The organism is Amycolatopsis sp. FDAARGOS 1241, assembly GCF_016889705.1.
Taxonomy (GTDB): Bacteria; Actinomycetota; Actinomycetes; order Mycobacteriales; family Pseudonocardiaceae; genus Amycolatopsis.
Map to the genome: position 1 here is coordinate 6341965 of NZ_CP069526.1, position 19231 is coordinate 6361195.

Genomic DNA, 19231 nt, shown 5'->3' on the forward strand with positions numbered 1-19231 from the left:
TCCCGGCCCGGCGGTTCAGCACCCGTGCTTCTTCGGGGGTTTCTCCTTCACCCGCACCGCGCGCCAGTGGTAACCGTCCTGCTCGGCGCGCTCGACCGTGAACTCGACTTCGGCACCCGGGTCCAGGCTCCGGAACCCGCCCACGTCGACGTTCGAGTAGTGCGCCCAGACCTGCTCGGGCACCGTCCGGGCCTGGAGCACGCCCCAGCCGTCGTCGAGGTGCCACGCGTCGCCCCAATCGGTGTGGACGGTCTCCGCCACGCTCAGCTCTTGTCGGTCGGGACCGCGACGGCGTCGGTGACGAACACGAGGGTCTCGTTCGCCTTGATGCCGTTGCCGCCCTGGCCGTAACCGAGGTCGGGCGGGATGATCAGCAGCCGGCGCCCGCCCTGCTTGATACCGACGAGGCCCTGGTCCCAGCCGGGGATGACCTCGCCCGCGCCGAGGTGCAGCGAGAACGGCTCACCGCGGTCGAAGGAGCTGTCCAACTTCTGCTTGTCCGACCACGTGACCAGTGTGTAGTTCATCGACAGCTGCTGACCGGCCTTGGCGCCGCTGCCGGTGCCCGCGACCAGGTCCTTCGTGATCAGCTTCTTCGGCGGATCGCAGTCGTCCGGGATGGTGATGGTCGGCGCCTGGCCGAAGTTCCCGGTCGTCTTGACGTCGTCCGCGGTGCACTCGCGGCCCTCGGGCTGCGCGGCCTGCGCGGCCGAGCTCGACGGGGCGGGCGGGGCGGCCGCGGGCTGGGCCGCGGTGTCGTCGCCGCCACACGCGGTCAGGCTGAACGCCGCGGCCACGGCCACGGCGCCCACGGAGGCGATCTTGCCGATTGTCTGCATGCCGGAAACCCTAACCAAGCCCCGCGAGGGCCGGTACCGCGTCGCCGGTCTGGACCACGACAAGCCGCTGGGTCGCGCGCGTGAGGGCCACGTACAGCTCGTTCAGCCCGCGCGGGGAAGCGGCGACGATTTCGTCGGGCGCCACCAGTACCACGGAGTCGAACTCGAGACCCTTCGCGCGCTCCACGGTGAGCACGCTCACGCGGTCACCGAGGTCCACCAGCGCTGCCACGGCATCGAGGCGGGCCGCCGGCACCAGCACGGCCACCGTCCCACCGTCCACGGCGGACAGTTCCGCGCGGGCGGTCCCCGGCAGGTCGGCCTCGAGGTCGCTCGTGGCCTTCGTCCACGGCGGCACGCCGGTCTCGCGGACCGACGCCGGCGCGGCGAGGTCCACGTCGAGCTCCGCCAGCACCCGCGCGGCCACGGCCATGATCTCGGCCGGTGTGCGGTAGTTCACGGTCAGCTGCTCGAGCCGCCAGCGGTCGCCGACGTAGGGCGAGAGCACCTCCTCCCACGTGCGCGCGCCCCCGGCCGCACCGGTCTGCGCGACGTCGCCGACGAGCGTCATGGAGCGGTTCGGCGAACGGCGCATCAGCAGCCGCCAATCCATCGCGGACAGCTCCTGGGCCTCGTCGACGATCACGTGCCCGAAGGTCCACGTGCGGTCCGCCGCCGCGCGCTGGGCGGCCGTGAGCTCGCTGCGCTCCTGCTGGCGTTCGGCGAACAGCTCGGCGTCGAGCACGTCGGACACCCGCAGGATCTCCTCGTCCTGGATCTCCTCGTCCTGCTCCAGGATGTGCAGCACGCCCTCGGCGTACGCGCGCTCCACGCGTTCGCGGCGCTTGCGCTCGGCGCGCTCCTCGCTGTCGTCCTCACCGAGGAGCTCGGCCAGCTCGTCGAGCAGCGGCACGTCGGCGGGCGTCCACTTCGCGTCGCGGCCGCTCTCCAGCAGCGCGCGCTCGTCCTCGGACAGGAGCTTCCCAGCGGCCTGGTCGAGGCGTTCGCGCTCGGCGAACAGGTCGTCGAGCAGGCCTTCCGGGCTGAGTTTGGGCCACAGCCGGTTGACTGCCGCGGCCACGGCTGGGCTCGCGGCGAGCTCGGCACGGATGTCCTGCACGTCCTGCGCGTCGAGCAGGTCCTCCCCCAGCTTGCGGGCGGCCTGGCGGGTCAGGGCGTCGAGCACGTCGGACACGAACAGGCGCCGCGCGAGGTTGTGGGGCCTGCGTGAACGGCGGGCGCGCGTGCGGGCCTCGACGCACGTCTTGCGGTCGAGCTTCAGGATCTCGCGCTCGTGCTCGATCTCCAGCACGGGCTCGGGCACGCGCTGGCGGTCGCGCACCGCGTTGGCGAGCACGTCGGCCATCACCAGGCGCCCCTTGACCTCAGCGGCCTCCGGCGCCTCGACGCCGTCGGCGTCCAGGCCGGGCCACAGCTGCCCGATCGTGGCCAGCAGGACACCGGTCTCGCCCAGCGACGGGAGGACCTGGCCGATGTAGCGCAGGAAGGTGCTGTTGGGTCCGATCACGAGCACGCCGCGCGTGGTGAGCTGCTGGCGGTGCGTGTAGAGCAGGTAGGCGGCGCGGTGCAGCGCCACGGCGGTCTTGCCGGTGCCCGGCGCGCCCTGCACCACCATGACCCCGCCGAGCGGCGCGCGGATGATCCGGTCCTGCTCGGCCTGGATGGTGGCGACGATGTCGCTCATCTCACCCGTGCGGCGGCGCTCCAGCGCGGCCAGCAGTGCCGCCTCGCCTGCGAGCCCGAGATCCTGCCCCTGGTCGGCGGCGCTCAGGTCGAGGATCTCGTCGTCGAACCCCGTCACGCGCCGGCTCAGCGACCGCAGGTGCCGCCGCCGGCGCACCCCCTCGGGCGAGGCAGCCGTGGCCAGGTAGAACGGCCGCGCGACCGGCGCCCGCCAGTCGATCAGCAGCGGCCGGTAGTCGTCGTCCTCGTCGAACAACCCGAGCCGGCCGATGTAGGTCGTCTCCTCGGCGGCCTCGGGGACGAAATCCAGGCGCCCGAAGCACAGCCCCTGCTCCACCGACCCCAGCTGCGCGAGCCGGTCGGTGTACAGCGTCGTGGCGACGTCCCGCTCCGTGCGCGCCTGCGGGGTGCCGCCGGTCTGGCGCAACGTGCCGTCGAGGCGCCGCTGGGCGTCCGCCCGCTCGGCGTCGAGCTTCGCGTAGAGCGTCGAGACGTACGCCTGCTCGCGCGCCAGCTCGGCGGCGTGCTCGGGCGTGCCGTCCTCGAGGGTGCGGTCTGCTTCCCGGTCCGGGGACACGGACAAGAGAGATCCTGCTTTCGCATCGGGGAAAGGGTGGCGGAGAGCCGGAAAAGCACAACGGCCAACCAGACTACGCCATTCCCGGGCGTCCTTCAGCCGGCTCAGGCGGCGTGAAGCCGGTCCGCACGCCACAACGCCGCCGGGCCAGTCAACCGGCGCAACGCTCGTGGTCAGGAACGGCTGTATACCGGCGAAGTGACGCGGTAGACGTCGCCGGGGCGGCCGTGGTAGCCGCCCGCGACGACGAGCACGCTCGTGGCCGAGGCCGCCTGCCAGTATTCGCGGATGTTGTCGTCGTGCCCGGGCTCCTCGACCAGTCCGGCGCTCCGCCGGTCCAGCTCCGCCGCGAGCGCGGCGAAGGTCACGGCGCCGTCGAACGGGCCGTAGCGCTCGGCCAGCGCAGGGGCGGGCGCGAGCCGGCGCGCCTGCACGGAGAAGTGCGTGCCGGACCACGGCTGATCGCCCCGGGCGCGGTCCCAGAAGAATTCGACGAGGCCGAAGTCGTACCAGAGCTGGTGCCGGTGGCGGTTCTCGCCGGACTCGTCGCCGCCGAACAAGGCGACCGCGCGCTCGGGTGACCAGGTGCGGTCGGCCCCGAGCACGGTGCCGGTCTCGACGACGTCCGCGAAGAACGCGACCGCACTCAGAAGGGCAAGCCGAGCGTCGGCAGTCCGATCGCGGAGTCGACGGCCAGCGCGACGAACACGATCATCAGGTACGTGTTCGAGCGGTGGAACAGTGACATGGGTTTCGTCTCCTCACCGCGGCGGACGGCGGCTTGGAGGCGGTGGGCGTAGAAGAGGAACCAGGCACCGGCGAGGACGGCGAAGGTCGCGTACAGCCAGCTCGTCACAGGCAGCAGCAGGAGCGTCCACGCGACCATCACCCACGAGTAGATGACGATCTGCTTGGCCACGTGCTGCGGGGTCGCCACGACGGGAAGCATCGGGACGCCCGCGCGTTCGTAGTCCTCGCGGTACTTCATGCCCAGTGCCCACGTGTGCGGCGGCGTCCAGAAGAAGATGACGCCGAACATCACGAACGCGGGCCACTGCACGGTGCCCGACACGGCGGCCCAGCCGATGACCACCGGCATGCAGCCGGCCGCGCCGCCCCACACCACGTTCTGCGACGTGCGCCGCTTGAGGCCGAGGGTGTAGACGAAGATGTAGAAGAGGATCGTCGCGATGGCGAGGATCGCCGACAGCAGGTTCACGGTGAAGTACAGGACCGCAAACGAGGCCACACCGAGCACGAGTCCGAAGATCAGCGCGTTGCGCCGCGGCACCGAATCCTTCACGAGCGGGCGGCGCTTGGTGCGGTTCATCACCTTGTCGATGTCGGCATCGATCACGCAGTTGAGCGCGTTCGCGCTGCCGGCCGCCATGGTGCCGCCCACGAGCGTGGCGAGCACGAGCCACGGGTTCGGGATCTCGCGGCCCGCGAGGAACATCGCCGGGATCGTGGTCACGAGGAGGAGCTCGATCACCCGCGGCTTCGCGAGCGCGGCGTACGCGCCGACGACCTGGCGCAAGCTTCGCCGGGCACCGCGCGGTCGTTCACCGGTCGGGTGTTCGGCGCTGGTGCCGTCGCTGCGTCCGTGCGCAGCGTCCACCAACGACATTTCACTCCCTGGGTCAGTTCGGGGCCGGGCGGCGGTCCGGAGGGCCGCGATGGAACTGGTGAAGCTCCCGGACCAGGCCCGCGCTCGATGTTAGACGTGGCAATTCCGGTGCGTGATCGAGGGTCCTCGACACGCCGGGGTCTGTCTTCTGCGTCACGCCACCGCGTACGCGCTTCGGCCGGCCGGCGCGCCGCCGTGTTCGCGAACGGACCGCTCGCGCGCGCCGGTGTCCCCTTGGCACGGTCGGTGACCAGCACCGACCCGCGAGCGACCCGCTCGGGCGGGATCACCCGGCCGGATGGGACGGTCCGGCCGTCGCGCCTGCCCGCCGAACACCCCAAGCACTAGTCTGTCGCGGACGGGCCGAGTGGTGCCCGGCGCAGGGCTGCCAGCAGGAATATCGTCTCTTCGGGATCGATTGAGATTACTGGCAGTGCGTACCGGCAACACCACGAAGGAAAGCAAGCGACAACCTCAGGACGGGGAGTTCGAGTTCAGTGTCCGAAACCGCCTCTACCAGCGAGAACAACCCTTTGCTCCGGCGTAACGTGCCCGCCGACTGGACCGACACCGACACCCGTGCCGTCGACACCGTCCGGGTCCTGGCCGCGGACGCCGTCGAGAAGGTCGGCAGCGGGCACCCGGGCACCGCGATGAGCCTCGCTCCACTGGCGTACACGCTGTTCCAGCGGACGCTGCGCCACGACCCGGCCGACCCCGACTGGCGCGGCCGCGACCGGTTCGTGCTGTCGGCCGGACACTCCAGCCTCACCCTCTACATCCAGCTGTACCTCGCCGGCTACGGCCTCGAGCTCGAGGACCTCAAGCAGCTGCGCACGTGGGGCTCGCTGACCCCGGGCCACCCGGAGTACGGCCACACCAAGGGTGTCGAGACGACCACCGGCCCGCTCGGGCAGGGCCTGGCCAACGCGGTGGGCATGGCGATGGCCGCCCGCCGCGAACGCGGCCTGCTCGACCCCGACGCCGTGCCCGGCGAGAGCATCTACGACCACCACATCTACGCGATCGCCTCCGACGGCGACATCGAAGAGGGCGTCACCTCCGAGGCCTCGTCCATCGCGGGTCGCCAGGAGCTGGGCAACCTCATCGTCTTCTACGACGACAACAAGATCTCCATCGAGGACGACACCACGATCGCGCTGTCCGAGGACACCGCGCGCCGCTACGAGGCGTACGGCTGGCACGTGCAGGTCGTCGAGGGCGGCGAGGACGTCGCCGCGATCGAGGAAGCCATCAAGGCCGCCAAGGCGGAGACGCAGCGCCCGTCGTTCATCGTGCTGCGGACCGTGATCGGCTACCCGGCCCCCACGAAGATGAACACCGGCAAGGCCCACGGCTCCGCGCTCGGCGCCGACGAGGTCAAGGCCGTCAAGGAGATCCTGGGCTTCGACCCGGAGCGCGACTTCCAGGTCGACGACGAGGTCATCGACCACACCCGCAAGGCACTCGAGCGCGGCAAGAAGCTGCACGCCGAATGGCAGGAGCGCTACGACGCGTGGGCCGCCGCGAACCCGGAGCGCAAGGCGCTGGCCGACCGGCTCTCGACGCGCACCCTGCCCGAGGGCTTCGCCGACGGGCTCCCCCACTGGGACCCGGACCCCAAGGGCATCGCGACCCGCAAGGCGTCCGGTGAGGTGCTCAACGCGCTGCGCGACCCGCTGCCCGAACTGTGGGGCGGTTCGGCCGACCTCGCCGAGAGCAACAACACGACGATGAAGGGCGCCGACTCCTTCGCTCCCGAGAAGGCGGCCACGAAGACGTGGAACGCCCACCCGTACGGCCGGACGCTGCACTTCGGCATCCGCGAGCACGCGATGGGCTCGATCCTCAACGGCATCGCGCTGCACGGCGGCACGCGGCCCTACGGCGCCACGTTCCTGATCTTCTCCGACTACATGCGCCCGCCGGTCCGGCTCGCGGCGCTGATGGGCCTGCCCACGCTGTACGTGTGGACGCACGACTCCATCGGCCTCGGCGAGGACGGCCCGACCCACCAGCCGATCGAGCAGCTGTCTGCGCTCCGCGCGATCCCGGGCCTCAACGTCGTCCGCCCGGCGGACGCCAACGAGACCGCCTACGCGTGGAAGGCGGCGCTGGAGGACATCCACCACCCGTCGGGTGTCGCGCTGACGCGCCAGAACGTGCCGGTGCTCGAGGGCACCGACATGGAAGGCGTGAAGCGCGGTGGGTACGTCCTCGAAGAGGCCTCCAACGGCACCCCCGAGGTGCTGCTGATGGCCACCGGTTCCGAGGTCCACCTGGCCGTGGCGGCCCGCAAGACGCTCGAGGCCGAAGGCGTGCCGACGCGGGTCGTCTCGATGCCCTGCTTCGAGTGGTTCGACGCGCAGGAGCAGTCCTACCGCGACGCCGTGCTGCCCCCGAACGTCAAGGCGCGCGTTTCCGTCGAGGCCGGCGTCGCCCAGTCGTGGCGCCGCTTCACCGGTGACGCGGGGGTGAACGTTTCGATCGAGCACTTCGGCGCTTCGGCCGACGCGGCCACACTGTTCCGTGAGTTCGGGTTCACCCCGGAGCACGTCGTCGAGGCCGCCCGTCGCTCGATCGCCAACACGAAGAATTGAATTTCCGAGAAGGGGATGAAGCAGCAATGAGCACCACCGATCGGCTCGCGCAGCTCTCGGAGGCGGGCGTCTCCATCTGGCTGGACGACCTCTCACGCGAGCGACTGAACTCCGGCAGCCTCGCGGCGCTGATCCGCGACAAGCACGTCGTCGGCGTCACCACGAACCCGACGATCTTCGCGAACGCGCTGTCGAAGGGCGAAGCCTACGACGCGCAGGTGAAGGAACTGGCCGACCGCGGCGCGGACCTCGACAGCGCGGTCCGCGAGCTGACCACCACCGACGTGCGCAACGCCGCCGACCTGTTCCGCGACGTCTACATCGCCACCAACGGCGTCGACGGCCGCGTGTCCATCGAGGTCGACCCACGTCTGGCGCGCGACACCGAGAAGACGATCGCCGAGGCCAAGGACCTGTGGAAGGCGGTCGACCGGCCGAACCTGATGGTCAAGATCCCGGCCACGGCCGCGGGCCTGCCCGCCATCACCGCGGCGCTGGCCGAGGGCATCAACATCAACGTGACGCTGATCTTCTCCGTCGAGCGCTACGCCCAGGTCATCGAGGCGTTCTTCGCCGGGCTGGAGCAGGCGAAGGCCAACGGCCACGACCTCAAGGGCATCCACTCCGTGGCGTCGTTCTTCGTGTCCCGCGTGGACACCGAGGTCGACAAGCGCCTCAACGCGCTCGGCACCGATGAGGCCAAGGCCTTGCTGGGCGAGGCGGCCATCGCCAACACCCGGCTCGCCTACGCCAAGTTCGAGGAGCTCTTCGCCAGCGACCGCTGGAAGGCGCTGGCCGCCGAGGGTGCCAACGCGCAGCGTCCGCTGTGGGCCTCGACCGGCACGAAGGACCCGGCCTACTCCGACACCCGCTACGTCGACCAGCTCCTGGTCAAGGGCGTCGTGAACACGATGCCCGAGAAGACGATGGACGCGGTGGCCGACCACGCGGAACTGACCGGCGACACCGTCACCGGCCGGGGCGAGGAGGCGCAGCGCGTGTTCGACAAGCTGAGCGCGGCCGGCATCGACGTGCCGGACGTGTTCAGGACGCTCGAGGACGAGGGCGTCGAGAAGTTCGAGAAGTCCTGGCTGGAGCTGCTCGAGAGCGTGACCGGCCAGCTGAACAAGGCGAAGGGCTGAAGCCAGACCATGACAGGGGACGAAACCGGCGTCGAGCTCGTCGACGCCGAACTGGCAGGCAACGCGGCACCGCTGGCCGAGCGGCTCATCGCTGACCAGGCGGCGTCGAAGCTCGCCGCGCACGACTCGACGCTGTGGGGCCCGGACGCCGAGTCCGAGGCGTCGATCCGCCTCTCGTGGACGTCGCTGCACAAGTCGTCGCGGCCGCTGATCGGTGAGATCGAAGCGCTGCGGGCCGAACTGCAGGCCGAAGGGGTCGACCGGGTGGTGCTCGCCGGCATGGGCGGCTCGTCGCTCGCGCCGGAGGTCATCACCGCCACCGCCGGCGTCGCGCTGACCGTGCTCGACACGACCGACCCCGGCCAGGTCGCCGACGCGCTCGCGGGTGACCTCGAGCGCACGGTGATCGTGGTGTCGTCGAAGTCGGGTGGCACGGTCGAGACCGACAGCCACCGGCGGATCTTCGCGAAGGCGTTCGCCGACGCGGGGATCGACGCGGCGCGGCGCATCGTCGTCGTGACCGACCCGGGCTCGCCGCTGTCGGAACTGTCCGAAAAGGAGGGTTACCGCAAGACCTTCCTGGCCGACCCGCACGTCGGCGGTCGCTACTCGGCGCTGACCGCGTTCGGCCTCGTGCCGGCCGGCCTCGCGGGCGCGGACATCGCGCGCCTGCTGGACCAGGCCGCCGCGGTGGCCGAGATCCTCGGCACCGACTCGACCGACAACCCGGCGATCAAGCTCGCCGCCGCCTGGGGCGCGGCCCACGAGGGCGGCGCGGAGAAGGTCGTGCTGGCTGACACCGGTTCGGGCATCAAGGGTTTCCCGGACTGGGCCGAGCAGCTGATCGCGGAATCCACCGGCAAGCTCGGCACCGGGCTGCTGCCGGTGGCCGTCGAGAGCCCGCAGGCCCCCGGCTTCGCCGACGCCAAGGCCGACGCGACGGCCGTCGCGATCGGCACGCCGCAGGGCGCCGCGAAGATCGCGGTGACCGGCCCGCTCGGCGCGCAGTTCCTGCTGTGGGAGTTCGCGACCGCGCTGGCCGGCCGGCTGATCGGGATCAACCCGTTCGACCAGCCCGACGTCGAGGCCGCGAAGAAGGCCGCGCGGGCGCTGCTGGACCAGCCGGAGAAGCTGTCCGTCGGCGAGACTCCGGCCACTGTGGACGGTGCCGTCGAGGTGTTCGGCTCGGAAGGTGTCGCCACGGACGGAAAGCTGGTGGACGTGCTGCGCGCGTTCTTCGGCTCCGTCGCCGACGGTGGTTACTTCGCCGTGCAGGCCTACCTCGACCGGCTCGACGACGCGTCGACCTCGCTGCTGCGGGGCGAGATCGCCAAGCGCACCGGTGTGCAGACCACGTTCGGCTGGGGCCCGCGGTTCCTGCACTCCACCGGGCAGTACCACAAGGGCGGCCACCAGAACGGCAGCTTCCTCCAGATCACCGGCGCGGTCGCCGACGACCTGGCGGTGCCGGACCGCCCGTACACCCTGGGTCAGCTGCAGCACGCGCAGGCCCTCGGCGACGGACAGGTCCTCGCCGAGCACGGCCGTCCGGTCCTGCGGCTGCACCTGACCGACCGGGCCGCCGGGCTCGCCGAGCTCGTGCGGGCAGTACAGGAGGCCGGCGAGTGACGACCTGGCAGAACCCGCTGCGGGATCCGCGCGACAAGCGGCTCCCGCGGATCGCGGGGCCTTCGAGCCTGGTGATCTTCGGGGTCACGGGTGACCTGGCACGCAAAAAGCTCATGCCCGCCATCTACGACCTGGCCCACCGCGGCCTGCTGCCCGCCGGCTTCTCGCTGGTCGGGTTCGCGCGCCGCGACTGGGAGCACCAGGACTTCGGCGAGCTCGTGCACGACTCGGTGCGCGAGCACGCGCGGACGCCGTTCAAGGAGTCGGTGTGGAACCGGCTCGCCGAGGGCATCCGCTTCGTGCAGGGCACCTTCGACGACGACGACGCCTTCGACCGCCTCGCCCAGACCGTGAAGGACCTGGACACCGAGCGCGGCACCGGCGGCAACACGGCGTTCTACCTCTCGATCCCGCCGAGCGCGTTCCCGGTGGTGACGAAGCAGCTGGCCCGCTCGGGCCTCGCCGACGCCGACGCCACGACCTGGCGCCGCGTGGTCATCGAGAAGCCGTTCGGCCACGACCTCAAGAGCGCCAAGGAGCTCAACGGGATCGTGAACGACGTCTTCCCCGAGGAGTCGGTGTTCCGCATCGACCACTACCTCGGCAAGGAGACGGTGCAGAACCTGTTGGCGCTGCGCTTCGCGAACCAGCTGTTCGAGCCGATCTGGAACGCCAACTACATCGACCACGTGCAGATCACCATGGCCGAGGACATCGGCCTCGGCGGCCGCGCGGGGTACTACGACGGGATCGGCGCCGCCCGCGACGTCATCCAGAACCACCTGCTGCAGCTACTCGCGCTGACGGCGATGGACGAGCCGCTGTCCTTCGAGCCGAAGGCGCTGCGCGCGGAGAAGGCGAAGGTGCTGGCGGCGACGATGCCGATCCGTCCCTTCGACCAGACCACCGCGCGCGGGCAGTACGCCGGCGGCTGGCAGGGCGGCACGAAGGTGCCCGGCCTGCTGCAGGAGGCCGGGTTCGCGAAGGACTCCAAGACCGAGACCTACGCGGCCGTGACGCTGGAGGTGCAGAACCGCCGCTGGGCGGGCGTGCCGTTCTACCTGCGCACGGGCAAGCGGCTGGGCCGGCGCGTCACGGAGATCGCGGTGGTGTTCAAGCGCGCGCCGCACCTGCCGTTCGACTCCACCTCCACCGAGGAGCTGGGTCAGAACGCGCTGGTGATCCGCGTGCAGCCCGACGAGGGCATCACGCTGCGGTTCGGGTCGAAGGTGCCGGGGACCACGATGGAGGTCCGCGACGTCACCATGGACTTCGGTTACGGCCACGCCTTCACCGAGTCCTCCCCCGAGGCGTACGAGCGGCTGATCCTCGACGTGCTGCTCGGCGAGCCGTCGCTGTTCCCGGTGAACGAGGAGGTCGAGCTCTCCTGGGAGATCCTCGACCCGATCCTCGACCACTGGGCCGCGGAAGGCGCGCCGGAGCAGTACGCGCCGGGGACGTGGGGCCCGAAGAGCGCGGACGAGATGCTGGAGCGTACGGGCCGGAACTGGAGGCGTCCGTGATCATCGACCTGCCATCCACCACGACTTCGCAGCTCAACAAGAAGCTCGTGGAGATCCGCGACCAGGGCGGCCAGGTCGCGCTGGGCCGGGTGCTGACCCTGGTCATCGTCGCGGACGACGACGCCAAGCTCGAGGAGGCCATCGAGGCCGCGAACCACGCGAGCCGGGAACACCCGTCGCGCGTGATCGTGGTCGCCAAGGGGGCCCGGACGGCGGCCCCGCGCATCGACGGCCAGATCCGCGTGGGCGGCGACGCCGGCGCGAGCGAGGTCATCGTGCTGCGCCTCTACGGACCGCTGGCCTCGCAAGGCCAGAGCGCGGTCGTGCCGCTGCTGCTGCCCGACGCGCCGATCGTCACGTGGTGGCCGGGCGCCGGGCCGAAGGCGCCGGCGGAGGACCCGCTCGGCCAGATCGCGCAGCGGCGCATCACCGACTCGGCCGCGGAGAAGAGCCCCATAAGGGCACTCACCACGCGCGCGAAGGCGTACGTGGCGGGCGATTCGGACCTCGCATGGACGCGCCTCACCCACTGGCGGGCGCAGCTGGTGTCGGCGCTCGACCTGCCGCCGTACGAGGAGATCACCGGCGCGACCGTGACCGGCGAGGCCGACTCGCCGTCGACGGAGCTGCTCGCGGGCTGGCTCGCCGAGTACCTCAAGGTGCCGGTGAAGCGGATCAAGAGTTCCAGCGCCCAGGGCATCATCTCGGTGGAGCTCGAGCGGCGCTCGGGCGCGGTGGACCTGACCCGGCCCGACGGCCGCGTCGGCACGCTGACGCAGCCGGGCCAGCCGACGCGGCGCATCGCGCTGCAGCGGCGGAGCAACCCCGAGTGCCTGGTGGAGGAGCTGCGCCGGCTCGACCCCGACGAGGTCTACGAGGCGTCGCTGAACGGCCTGCACAAGATCGCCGCCCCGCACACGAAGGCGACCACGTCGGCGGCTGCGCCGACGTCGGCCGAGTCGGGTGGGGCCAAGCCGAAGACCGGCAAGTCGTCGGCCAAGAAGGCCAAGGCCGAGAAGAGCGCTTCGTGAGCAGGACCGAGGTCGTCGTCTACGAGAACGCCGCCCTGCTGGCCGCCGCGGCCGCGGCTCGGCTGGTCACGCGGATCGTCGACGTGCAGGCGGCGAAGGGCTCGGCGTCGGTCGTGCTCACCGGCGGCGGCACGGGCATCGCGGTGCTGGAGGAGCTGAACGGCTCGAGCGCCCGGGACGCGATCGACTGGTCGCGCCTGGACGTGTACTGGGGCGACGAGCGGTTCGTCCCGGCCGACTCGGACGAGCGGAACGAGAAGGGTGCGCGGGAGGCACTGCTCGACCACGTGCCGCTCGACCCGAAGCGCGTGCACGCGATGGCGCCGTCCGACGGCGAGTTCGGCGACGACGTGGACGCCGCAGCCGCGGCGTACGCGGCGGTGCTGGCCGCGCAGGCCGGGCCGGACTCGGGTGGCGTCCCGGAGTTCGACATCATGCTGCTCGGCCTCGGCGCGGAGGGGCACACCGCGTCGGTGTTCCCGGACTCCCCGGCGGTGCACGAGACGCAGCGTTCGGTGGTGGCGGTGCGCGACTGCCCCAAGCCCCCGCCGACCCGCGTCTCGCTCACGCTGCCGGCCATCCGCCGCGCCCGTGAGGTGTGGCTGATGACGGCGGGCGACGCGAAGGCCGAGGCCGTGTCGCTGGCCCTGTCCGGCGCTCCGGAGGTGCAGGTGCCCGTCTCCGGTGCCCGCGGCTACCGGCGCACGCTCTGGCTCCTGGACCGCACCGCGGCCGGGAAGCTGACGAAGGTGTACGAGCCGCCCACCGCATAGTCCTCGCTGCTCGAAGGCCGCTCTGGGAGTGTCCCGGGGCGGCCTTCGGCGTTTCCGGAGGTCCTGACGCTGGGTCTTCGGTGCCACTCGACGGGAAGGTGCGGCGTCACGCAGAAGAATGAAGATCATTCATGTGCCGAACGGGGCAGTGACGACTACGCCGAAGAGCGGATCACCAACCTGTGGGAACACCTTTAAGGTGAACGTACAGTGTTGTGATCGACACGAGGTGACGCCAGAGTGCCTCGTGCCACCTGGATGACGTAGTGATGGAGATCAGCAAGCCAAAGCTCCGTGAGCGGGTGAAACTTACCGTCGTCACACACCTCTTCGTTAGCATCCGCGAATTTGTTGTCCGCCGCGCGTCCCGATCGGGTGGCCGGCGCATCTCATCATCAAGTCCACAAGACGAATGGGGTCGCCGCATGAGCACTGAGGGACTCTCGATTCCAGGCATTTCGGTGGGCAGCCCCGGCGCGGGGGCGGCCGATCGGGTCAGGCGGTTCAGCTTCGCCGCGCTGCGCCGGCCGTTCGTGTCGGCGATCGGTGTCGAGGCCATCGCGGTCGTGGCGGCCGTGCTGGACGTCTGGTTGGTCATCCCGCCCAAGGCGCCGCCCTACTCGATCTACCTGTCGGCGGCCGCGTGCCTGGCCGTGGTGCTGCGCCGGAAGGTTCCGTTCGTCGCCATGGTGCTGGCCGTGCCGGGTTTCCTGGCCGGCTGGGCGCAGCTGGCTTCGATGATCACGCTGGGCACGCTCGCCACGCGCCGCCAGATCCACTGGCAGACGTGGGTGGGCGCCGGGCTGGTGTTCACCTGCCGGTTCGTGCAGTGGCCGCTGGAGGACTTCGTCCAGCTCAGCTGGCGCGAGCACGTGCTAGACGGCATCTACGGCGTGCTGGTGGCCGGCATGCCGATCGCGATCGGCCTGCTGATCGGTGCCCGCGCGGAGATCTCCGCGAAACTCGCCGAACTGGCCCGCAGCCGCGACCGCGAGCGCCGCTTCCACGCCGATGCCGTACGAGCGGAGGAACGCGCCCGCCTGGCCCGCGAGATGCACGACGTCGTCTCCCACCAGATCACCCTCATCGCCATGCAGGCAGGCGCGCTGCAGGCCCAGGCGAAGGAAGGCACGGCTCTGCAGACGGCCCAGGTCATCAGGCAGCTGTCGACCCGCACACTGGAGGAGCTGCGCTCGCTGGTGAGCGTCCTGCGCTCCGGCGCCGAGGACGACGGTCCCCGTCCCGGCATCGGCGAGCTGGACCACCTGATCCGCACCGCGGACGTCCCGGTGCACCTCACGGTCGAGCGGCTGCCGGACACGCTGCCGAGCCAAGTGTCGGCCGCCGCGTACCGCACGGTCCAGGAAGCCCTCACCAACGTCCACAAGCACGCCCCCGGCGCCACTGCGACCATCCGCATCCAGGGCGGCAGCGGCGCGTTGAGCATCGAGGTGCGCAACGAGCGGGCGGCGCGGGCGTCGGAACACCTCCCCTCGGGCGGCCACGGCCTCACCGGCCTCGCCGAACGCGCCCGCCTCCTCGGCGGCAGCTTCGAAACGTCGGACACGGAAGACGGCGGCTTCCGCGTCCGTGCGCGGTACCCCCTGGACCGCTGATCCCGGCGTCTCCCCCTCCCCCAGGTCGAAGGGGTGGCACCACGGTCCGGCCGCGATCCGGCCGACGCGGTGCCACCCCTTCGCCGTGTCTTGACGACGGTCCGTCCGGCCGCTTCAGTGCGGGGGTGACCTCGTACGTCGAACGGCCGCCGGTGCCGCAGCTCGCGGGCGTGGTGCGGACGGTCTGGGTCCAGCGGACGGGCGCGGCGCCCTACGTGCAGCGCCACCTGCCCACGGGCGGTGTCGAGCTCCACTTCCCGATCGGCGGGCGGCCTCAGCTGATCGGCCCGCTGACGGGTCCGCACGTCGAAGTCATCACACCGCACACCACGCTCGTCGGCGTGCGCTTCGGGCCCGGCGCCGCACCGCCGCTGCCGGCGATGCTCGACGACCTGGTCGACCAGCGCCTCGGCCTGGCCGAGCTGTGGGGCTCTCCGGTCGAGCGTCTCGTGGACGCGGTGGGCGGCGCGGCGACGCCCAAGCTCGCCCTCGACGCCCTCCAGGCGCACCTCCAGCGGGAGTTCCGCGCCGCCGATGCCGCGGATCCGCTGGTGGGTCAAGCCGTGCGGGCGCTGATGCCCTGGCGCCCGGTCGACATCGCCGCACTGGCCGGCCACCTGGCGCTGTCGGCGAGCCAGCTGCGCCGCCGCTGCCTGCACGCGATCGGGATGGGTCCCAAGGTGCTCCAGCGCACGCTGCGCTTCCAGGGGTTCCTGGCGCTGGCCCAAGCGGGCGCCACCGCGTCCGGCCGGGTCGGGGCAGATGGCGTGGCCGGGCTCGCGGTCGACGTCGGATACGCCGACCAGGCCCACCTGAGCCGTGAGTGCCTCCGCCTCACCGGCGTGACGCCGCGCAGCCTCCTCGGCGGCGACGTCGACCGGTGCGCGTGCGGCCACGACCACTCGGCGTCGTACCGGCCGTTCCTCGCCGGCCGCGGGCTGCCGGCGCCGCGGCGCTGAGTGTGTGCCGGCGCTGGGTGAGGGTGCGGCGCGCGTTTCGTTCAAGAAACCGCGGTGGCGCCATTCGTAGGGTCGGCGCATGTTCGGTTCTTCGCTCGACGGTGAGGTGTTCCGCCCCGGCTCACCGGGTTACGAAGCGGTGCGCCGGCCGGTGAACCCGGCCTTCGGGGACGTGCGGCCCCGGCTCGTGGTGCGGTGCCGGTCGGTCCGGGACGTCGTCGCCACCCTCGCCCACGCGCGGGCGACCGGGGACCACCTGGCCATCCGCGGCGGCGGGCACTGCTTCGCGGGCCGGTCGTCAACGGACGGGATCGTGCTCGACCTGTCCGCGCTGGACGACGTGACGGTGGCCGGCGTGGCCACGGTCGGTGCGGGCGCCCGGCTGGCGCGGGTGTACTCCGCGCTGCACGCGCACGGGTGCACGCTGCCGGCCGGGTGCGGGGCAGGCGTCGGCATCGCCGGGCTCACCCTCGGCGGCGGGATCGGCCTGCTGGGGCGCGAGCACGGGCTGACGTGCGACCGGCTCATCGGCGCGCAGGCGGTGCTCGCGGACGGCAGTGTCGTGGAGTGCGACGACGAGCGGGAGCCGGACCTGTTCTGGGCGTTGCGGGGAGCGGGCGGCGGGCAGTTCGGGGTGGTGACCTCGCTGCGGTTCGACCCCGTGGCCGAGCCGGCGATGACCCGCGTCGAAGGCCACCCGGCGGGCGCCGGGCTCGCAGAGCTGGTCTCGGCGTGGCAGGCCTGGGCGCCGGACGCGCCGGACGGGCTCACCGTGAACCTCACGCTGACGTCCTCAGCGGGGTCACCCGTGGTGGCGCGGCTGTTCGGCGCCTCGACGTTCGGGGAAGGGCGGACGAGCGCGCTGCTGCGGTGCTTCCCGGCGGTCGAGCTGCGTGGCGGTCTGACCGTCCCCGAGCTGAAGCGCACGTTCGCCGAGCCGCCGCAAGCGCGGACCGTGCGGATCCGGTCGGAGTTCTTCGCTCGCTCGCTGCCCGACCGGACGCTCGCGGAGCTGCTGGCCGGGCTCGGCGAGCCGCGCACCTCGGGCCGGCGGGAGCTCACGTTCACCGCGATGGGCGGCGCCTACAACCGCATCGCTTCCGGCGCCACGGCCTTCGCCCACCGGAGCGAGCGCTTCCTGCTGGAGCACCTCGCCGACGCCGGCGATCCATGGGTCGACCGCTCGTGGGCGGTCGCGCACACCGGCGGCTCGGGGCACGTCTACCCCAACTTCCCCGATCCCGCCCTCGCCGACGAACCCCCCGCCTACCACGCCGGCAACCTCGCCCGCCTGACGGCGGTCAAACGGGCCTACGACCCGCACGGGTTTTTCGCAGTTCCCCAGGTTTCCGAACGCACGGAGGAAAAATGAGCAAGGTCATCTGCGCCCACGCCGTCTCGGTCGACGGCTTCATCAGCGGCCGCACCCCCGACAGTCAGGAGGAGTTCGGCCGTGGCCTCGGTGACGCGCCCATGCTGTTCGACTGGTACTTCAGCGGGGACACACCGAGCCGCGTGTTCGACGGGTTCAAGCTGAGCGAGCCCAGCGCGCGCCTGTTCGACGACTTCGCGGCACGCATCGGCGCCGTGGTCGCAGGCCGCGCCACTTACGAGCATTCCAGCGGATTCGGCAGCGGCAGCCCGCACCCGACGGCGCCGCTGTTCGTCGTCAGCCACCGCCCGGTGACCGATCTCGCCGGCCCGCAGACCCACGTGACCACCGGCGTGGCGGACGCCGTCGCCGCCGCCCGCGCCGTCGCGGGCGGCAAGGACGTCGGCGTGATGGGGGGCGCTCTGGCCACCGAGGCGCTGAAGGAGGGCCTCGTCGACGAGCTCGTCCTGCACCAGGTCCCCGTCCTCCTCGGCGGCGGGCGCCGGTTCTTCCACGAGCTGCCGGACCACGTCCGGCTGCGCCTGCGCCAGGCCGTGGCGGCCCCTGGCGTCACCCATCTCCACTACGAGGTTCTCCGGTGATTCCCGTGACCGGCCGGCTCGGCATGATCGGCGCGCACACGACCCGCGCCCCTGACGGACCTCGGCCGTGAGGTCGTGGTCACCGTGCACCACCGGCCCGACGTCCCTTCGCCGCCACCGGGGTCCGTCGCCTGACCGCCGCATCCGGCACGTGGACACGCCGGCCCGACGCGTGGACCGGGCAACTGGTTCGCACCCGTGAACCAAGAGAGGGCGCGGCCCCCCGAAGATCCAGGCGGACGTACCCCCGCACTTCCCGAAGGGCGTCCGACGTCCGGTGGATCGGCCACCGCCGACAACCCGGGGCAAAGCTGCGGAGCGGCTGAGCTGTCCCCGACTTGGCGCCGCTGTGGGCAACTGCGCTCACGTCCCGGCGGGAACGCTGCCGGCGGTGTAGTGCGAATTCTCGTGCAAGCCCGATCGGGCCCCGGACACACGAAACCACCGACCTCGACCGGAAACCGGACAAAGTCGGTGGTTTCAAGAAAAGCAGGCGCTAGATCAGTTCCCGGCGCTGCCGAAGCCGTTCGAGGGCTTCCGCAAGGATCGCTTCGCCGTCGGCGTCGGAGCGGCGTTCCTTGACGTACGCGAGGTGCGTCTTGTACGGCTCGGTGCGGGGCGCGGCGGGCGGGTTCTGCTGGTCCTGCCCACCGGGCAGGCCGCAGCGCGGGCAGTCCCACTCGTCCGGGATTTCGGCGTCCATCGCGAACGACGGGCGGGCCTCGTGGCCGTTGGCGCACCAGTAGGAGATGCGGCGCCGCGGCGCGGATTCACCTCGCTCCGATTCGCCAGAAGGGCCGGCACCCACGCGGGTGCCGCGAATCGCGTTACCGCCAACCATGAATCCTCACACCTATGGAATCGGCGGCGCGCCCCCCAATAGGCACGCCGATGCGCACGGAGCCCTTGAGCGACGGGCCCGAGCGAGGGTCCGGTCAGACCTTGAGCAGCAGGCCGAGGCCGACGATGCTGATCAGCCAGATGGCACCCAGCAGCAGCGTGATCCGGTCGAGGTTCTTCTCGGCCACGCTCGACCCCGAGAGGCTGGACTGCATACCGCCACCGAAGAGCGACGACAGACCGCCACCCCGGCCCCGGTGGAGCAGCACAGCCACGACCAGCAGGACGCTGGAGGCGATCAACAGGATTTGCAGGAACAGCTTCATGTCATCCTCTGTGCTCTTCGGAGAACGCAGGGGTACGGCCCGACCCGCACCGCGGATCTCCACCGTACCCC

At 71.5% G+C, this 19231-nt stretch carries 17 protein-coding genes; 10 read left to right on the top strand and 7 right to left on the bottom strand.

All coding sequences use genetic code 11. From position 1 onward, the window contains the following. Positions 1–15: 15 nt before the first annotated feature. The 5 genes from I6J71_RS31010 to I6J71_RS31030 form a co-directional block, all read right to left on the bottom strand. Positions 16–261, bottom strand: a complete 246-nt coding sequence (locus I6J71_RS31010; RefSeq protein WP_204090099.1) for a cold-shock protein — start codon at positions 259–261, stop codon at positions 16–18. Between the two features lie 2 nt (positions 262–263). Continuing rightward, positions 264–839, bottom strand: coding sequence for an FKBP-type peptidyl-prolyl cis-trans isomerase (locus I6J71_RS31015; RefSeq protein ID WP_204090100.1), 576 nt, complete (start codon positions 837–839; stop codon positions 264–266). A 10-nt stretch (positions 840–849) separates the two neighbouring features. Next, a complete protein-coding gene (locus tag I6J71_RS31020; RefSeq protein WP_204097317.1) occupies positions 850–3120 on the bottom strand; it encodes an ATP-binding domain-containing protein in 2271 nt (756 codons plus the stop codon). A gap of 173 nt (positions 3121–3293) precedes the next feature. Beyond that, complete coding sequence (locus I6J71_RS31025; RefSeq protein WP_204090101.1) at positions 3294–3725, bottom strand: hypothetical protein; 432 nt, start codon at positions 3723–3725, stop codon at positions 3294–3296. Positions 3726–3766: 41 nt separating this feature from the next. Then, the gene (locus I6J71_RS31030; RefSeq protein ID WP_204090102.1) at positions 3767–4747 is read right to left on the bottom strand and encodes a heme o synthase; all 981 of its coding nucleotides are present in this window, start codon (positions 4745–4747) and stop codon (positions 3767–3769) included. A 497-nt stretch (positions 4748–5244) separates the two neighbouring features. On the opposite strand from I6J71_RS31030, the gene tkt reads away from it, so the two are divergent. The 10 genes from tkt (at position 5245) to I6J71_RS31080 (ending at position 17994) form a co-directional block, all read left to right on the top strand. Next, positions 5245–7347: a transketolase gene (tkt, locus tag I6J71_RS31035; protein WP_204090103.1), complete on the top strand. Its 2103-nt coding sequence runs from the start codon at positions 5245–5247 to the stop codon at positions 7345–7347. Positions 7348–7373: 26 nt separating this feature from the next. Next, positions 7374–8489, top strand: coding sequence for a transaldolase (tal, locus tag I6J71_RS31040; RefSeq protein WP_204090104.1), 1116 nt, complete (start codon positions 7374–7376; stop codon positions 8487–8489). A 9-nt stretch (positions 8490–8498) separates the two neighbouring features. Beyond that, positions 8499–10118, top strand: coding sequence for a glucose-6-phosphate isomerase (locus I6J71_RS31045; RefSeq protein ID WP_204090105.1), 1620 nt, complete (start codon positions 8499–8501; stop codon positions 10116–10118). Further along, entirely contained in the window at positions 10115–11641 is a 1527-nt protein-coding gene (zwf, locus tag I6J71_RS31050; RefSeq protein ID WP_204090106.1) for a glucose-6-phosphate dehydrogenase, read from the top strand. Before I6J71_RS31045 ends, zwf begins: the two co-directional genes overlap by 4 nt. After that, positions 11638–12672, top strand: coding sequence for a glucose-6-phosphate dehydrogenase assembly protein OpcA (opcA, locus tag I6J71_RS31055; RefSeq protein ID WP_204090107.1), 1035 nt, complete (start codon positions 11638–11640; stop codon positions 12670–12672). Before zwf ends, opcA begins: the two co-directional genes overlap by 4 nt. Then, entirely contained in the window at positions 12669–13445 is a 777-nt protein-coding gene (gene pgl, locus I6J71_RS31060) for a 6-phosphogluconolactonase (protein WP_204090108.1), read from the top strand. The genes opcA and pgl overlap by 4 nt, the downstream gene beginning before the upstream one ends. 425 nt (positions 13446–13870) lie before the next feature. After that, positions 13871–15061: a sensor histidine kinase gene (locus I6J71_RS31065; protein ID WP_204090109.1), complete on the top strand. Its 1191-nt coding sequence runs from the start codon at positions 13871–13873 to the stop codon at positions 15059–15061. A 125-nt stretch (positions 15062–15186) separates the two neighbouring features. Next, complete coding sequence (locus I6J71_RS31070; RefSeq protein ID WP_204090110.1) at positions 15187–16020, top strand: AraC family transcriptional regulator; 834 nt, start codon at positions 15187–15189, stop codon at positions 16018–16020. A 79-nt stretch (positions 16021–16099) separates the two neighbouring features. After that, positions 16100–17392, top strand: coding sequence for an FAD-binding oxidoreductase (locus I6J71_RS31075; protein ID WP_204090111.1), 1293 nt, complete (start codon positions 16100–16102; stop codon positions 17390–17392). After that, positions 17389–17994, top strand: a complete 606-nt coding sequence (locus I6J71_RS31080) for a dihydrofolate reductase family protein (protein ID WP_204090112.1) — start codon at positions 17389–17391, stop codon at positions 17992–17994. The genes I6J71_RS31075 and I6J71_RS31080 overlap by 4 nt, the downstream gene beginning before the upstream one ends. A 496-nt stretch (positions 17995–18490) precedes the next feature. Here I6J71_RS31080 and I6J71_RS31085 read toward each other — a convergent pair whose 3' ends face one another. Together I6J71_RS31085 and secG are read right to left on the bottom strand one after the other, a co-directional pair. Continuing rightward, a complete protein-coding gene (locus I6J71_RS31085; protein ID WP_204090113.1) occupies positions 18491–18835 on the bottom strand; it encodes an RNA polymerase-binding protein RbpA in 345 nt (114 codons plus the stop codon). Positions 18836–18929: 94 nt separating this feature from the next. Continuing rightward, on the bottom strand, positions 18930–19160 hold the full coding sequence (secG, locus tag I6J71_RS31090) for a preprotein translocase subunit SecG (RefSeq protein ID WP_204090114.1): 231 nt from the start codon (positions 19158–19160) through the stop codon (positions 18930–18932). Between the last annotated feature and the right edge of the window lie 71 nt (positions 19161–19231).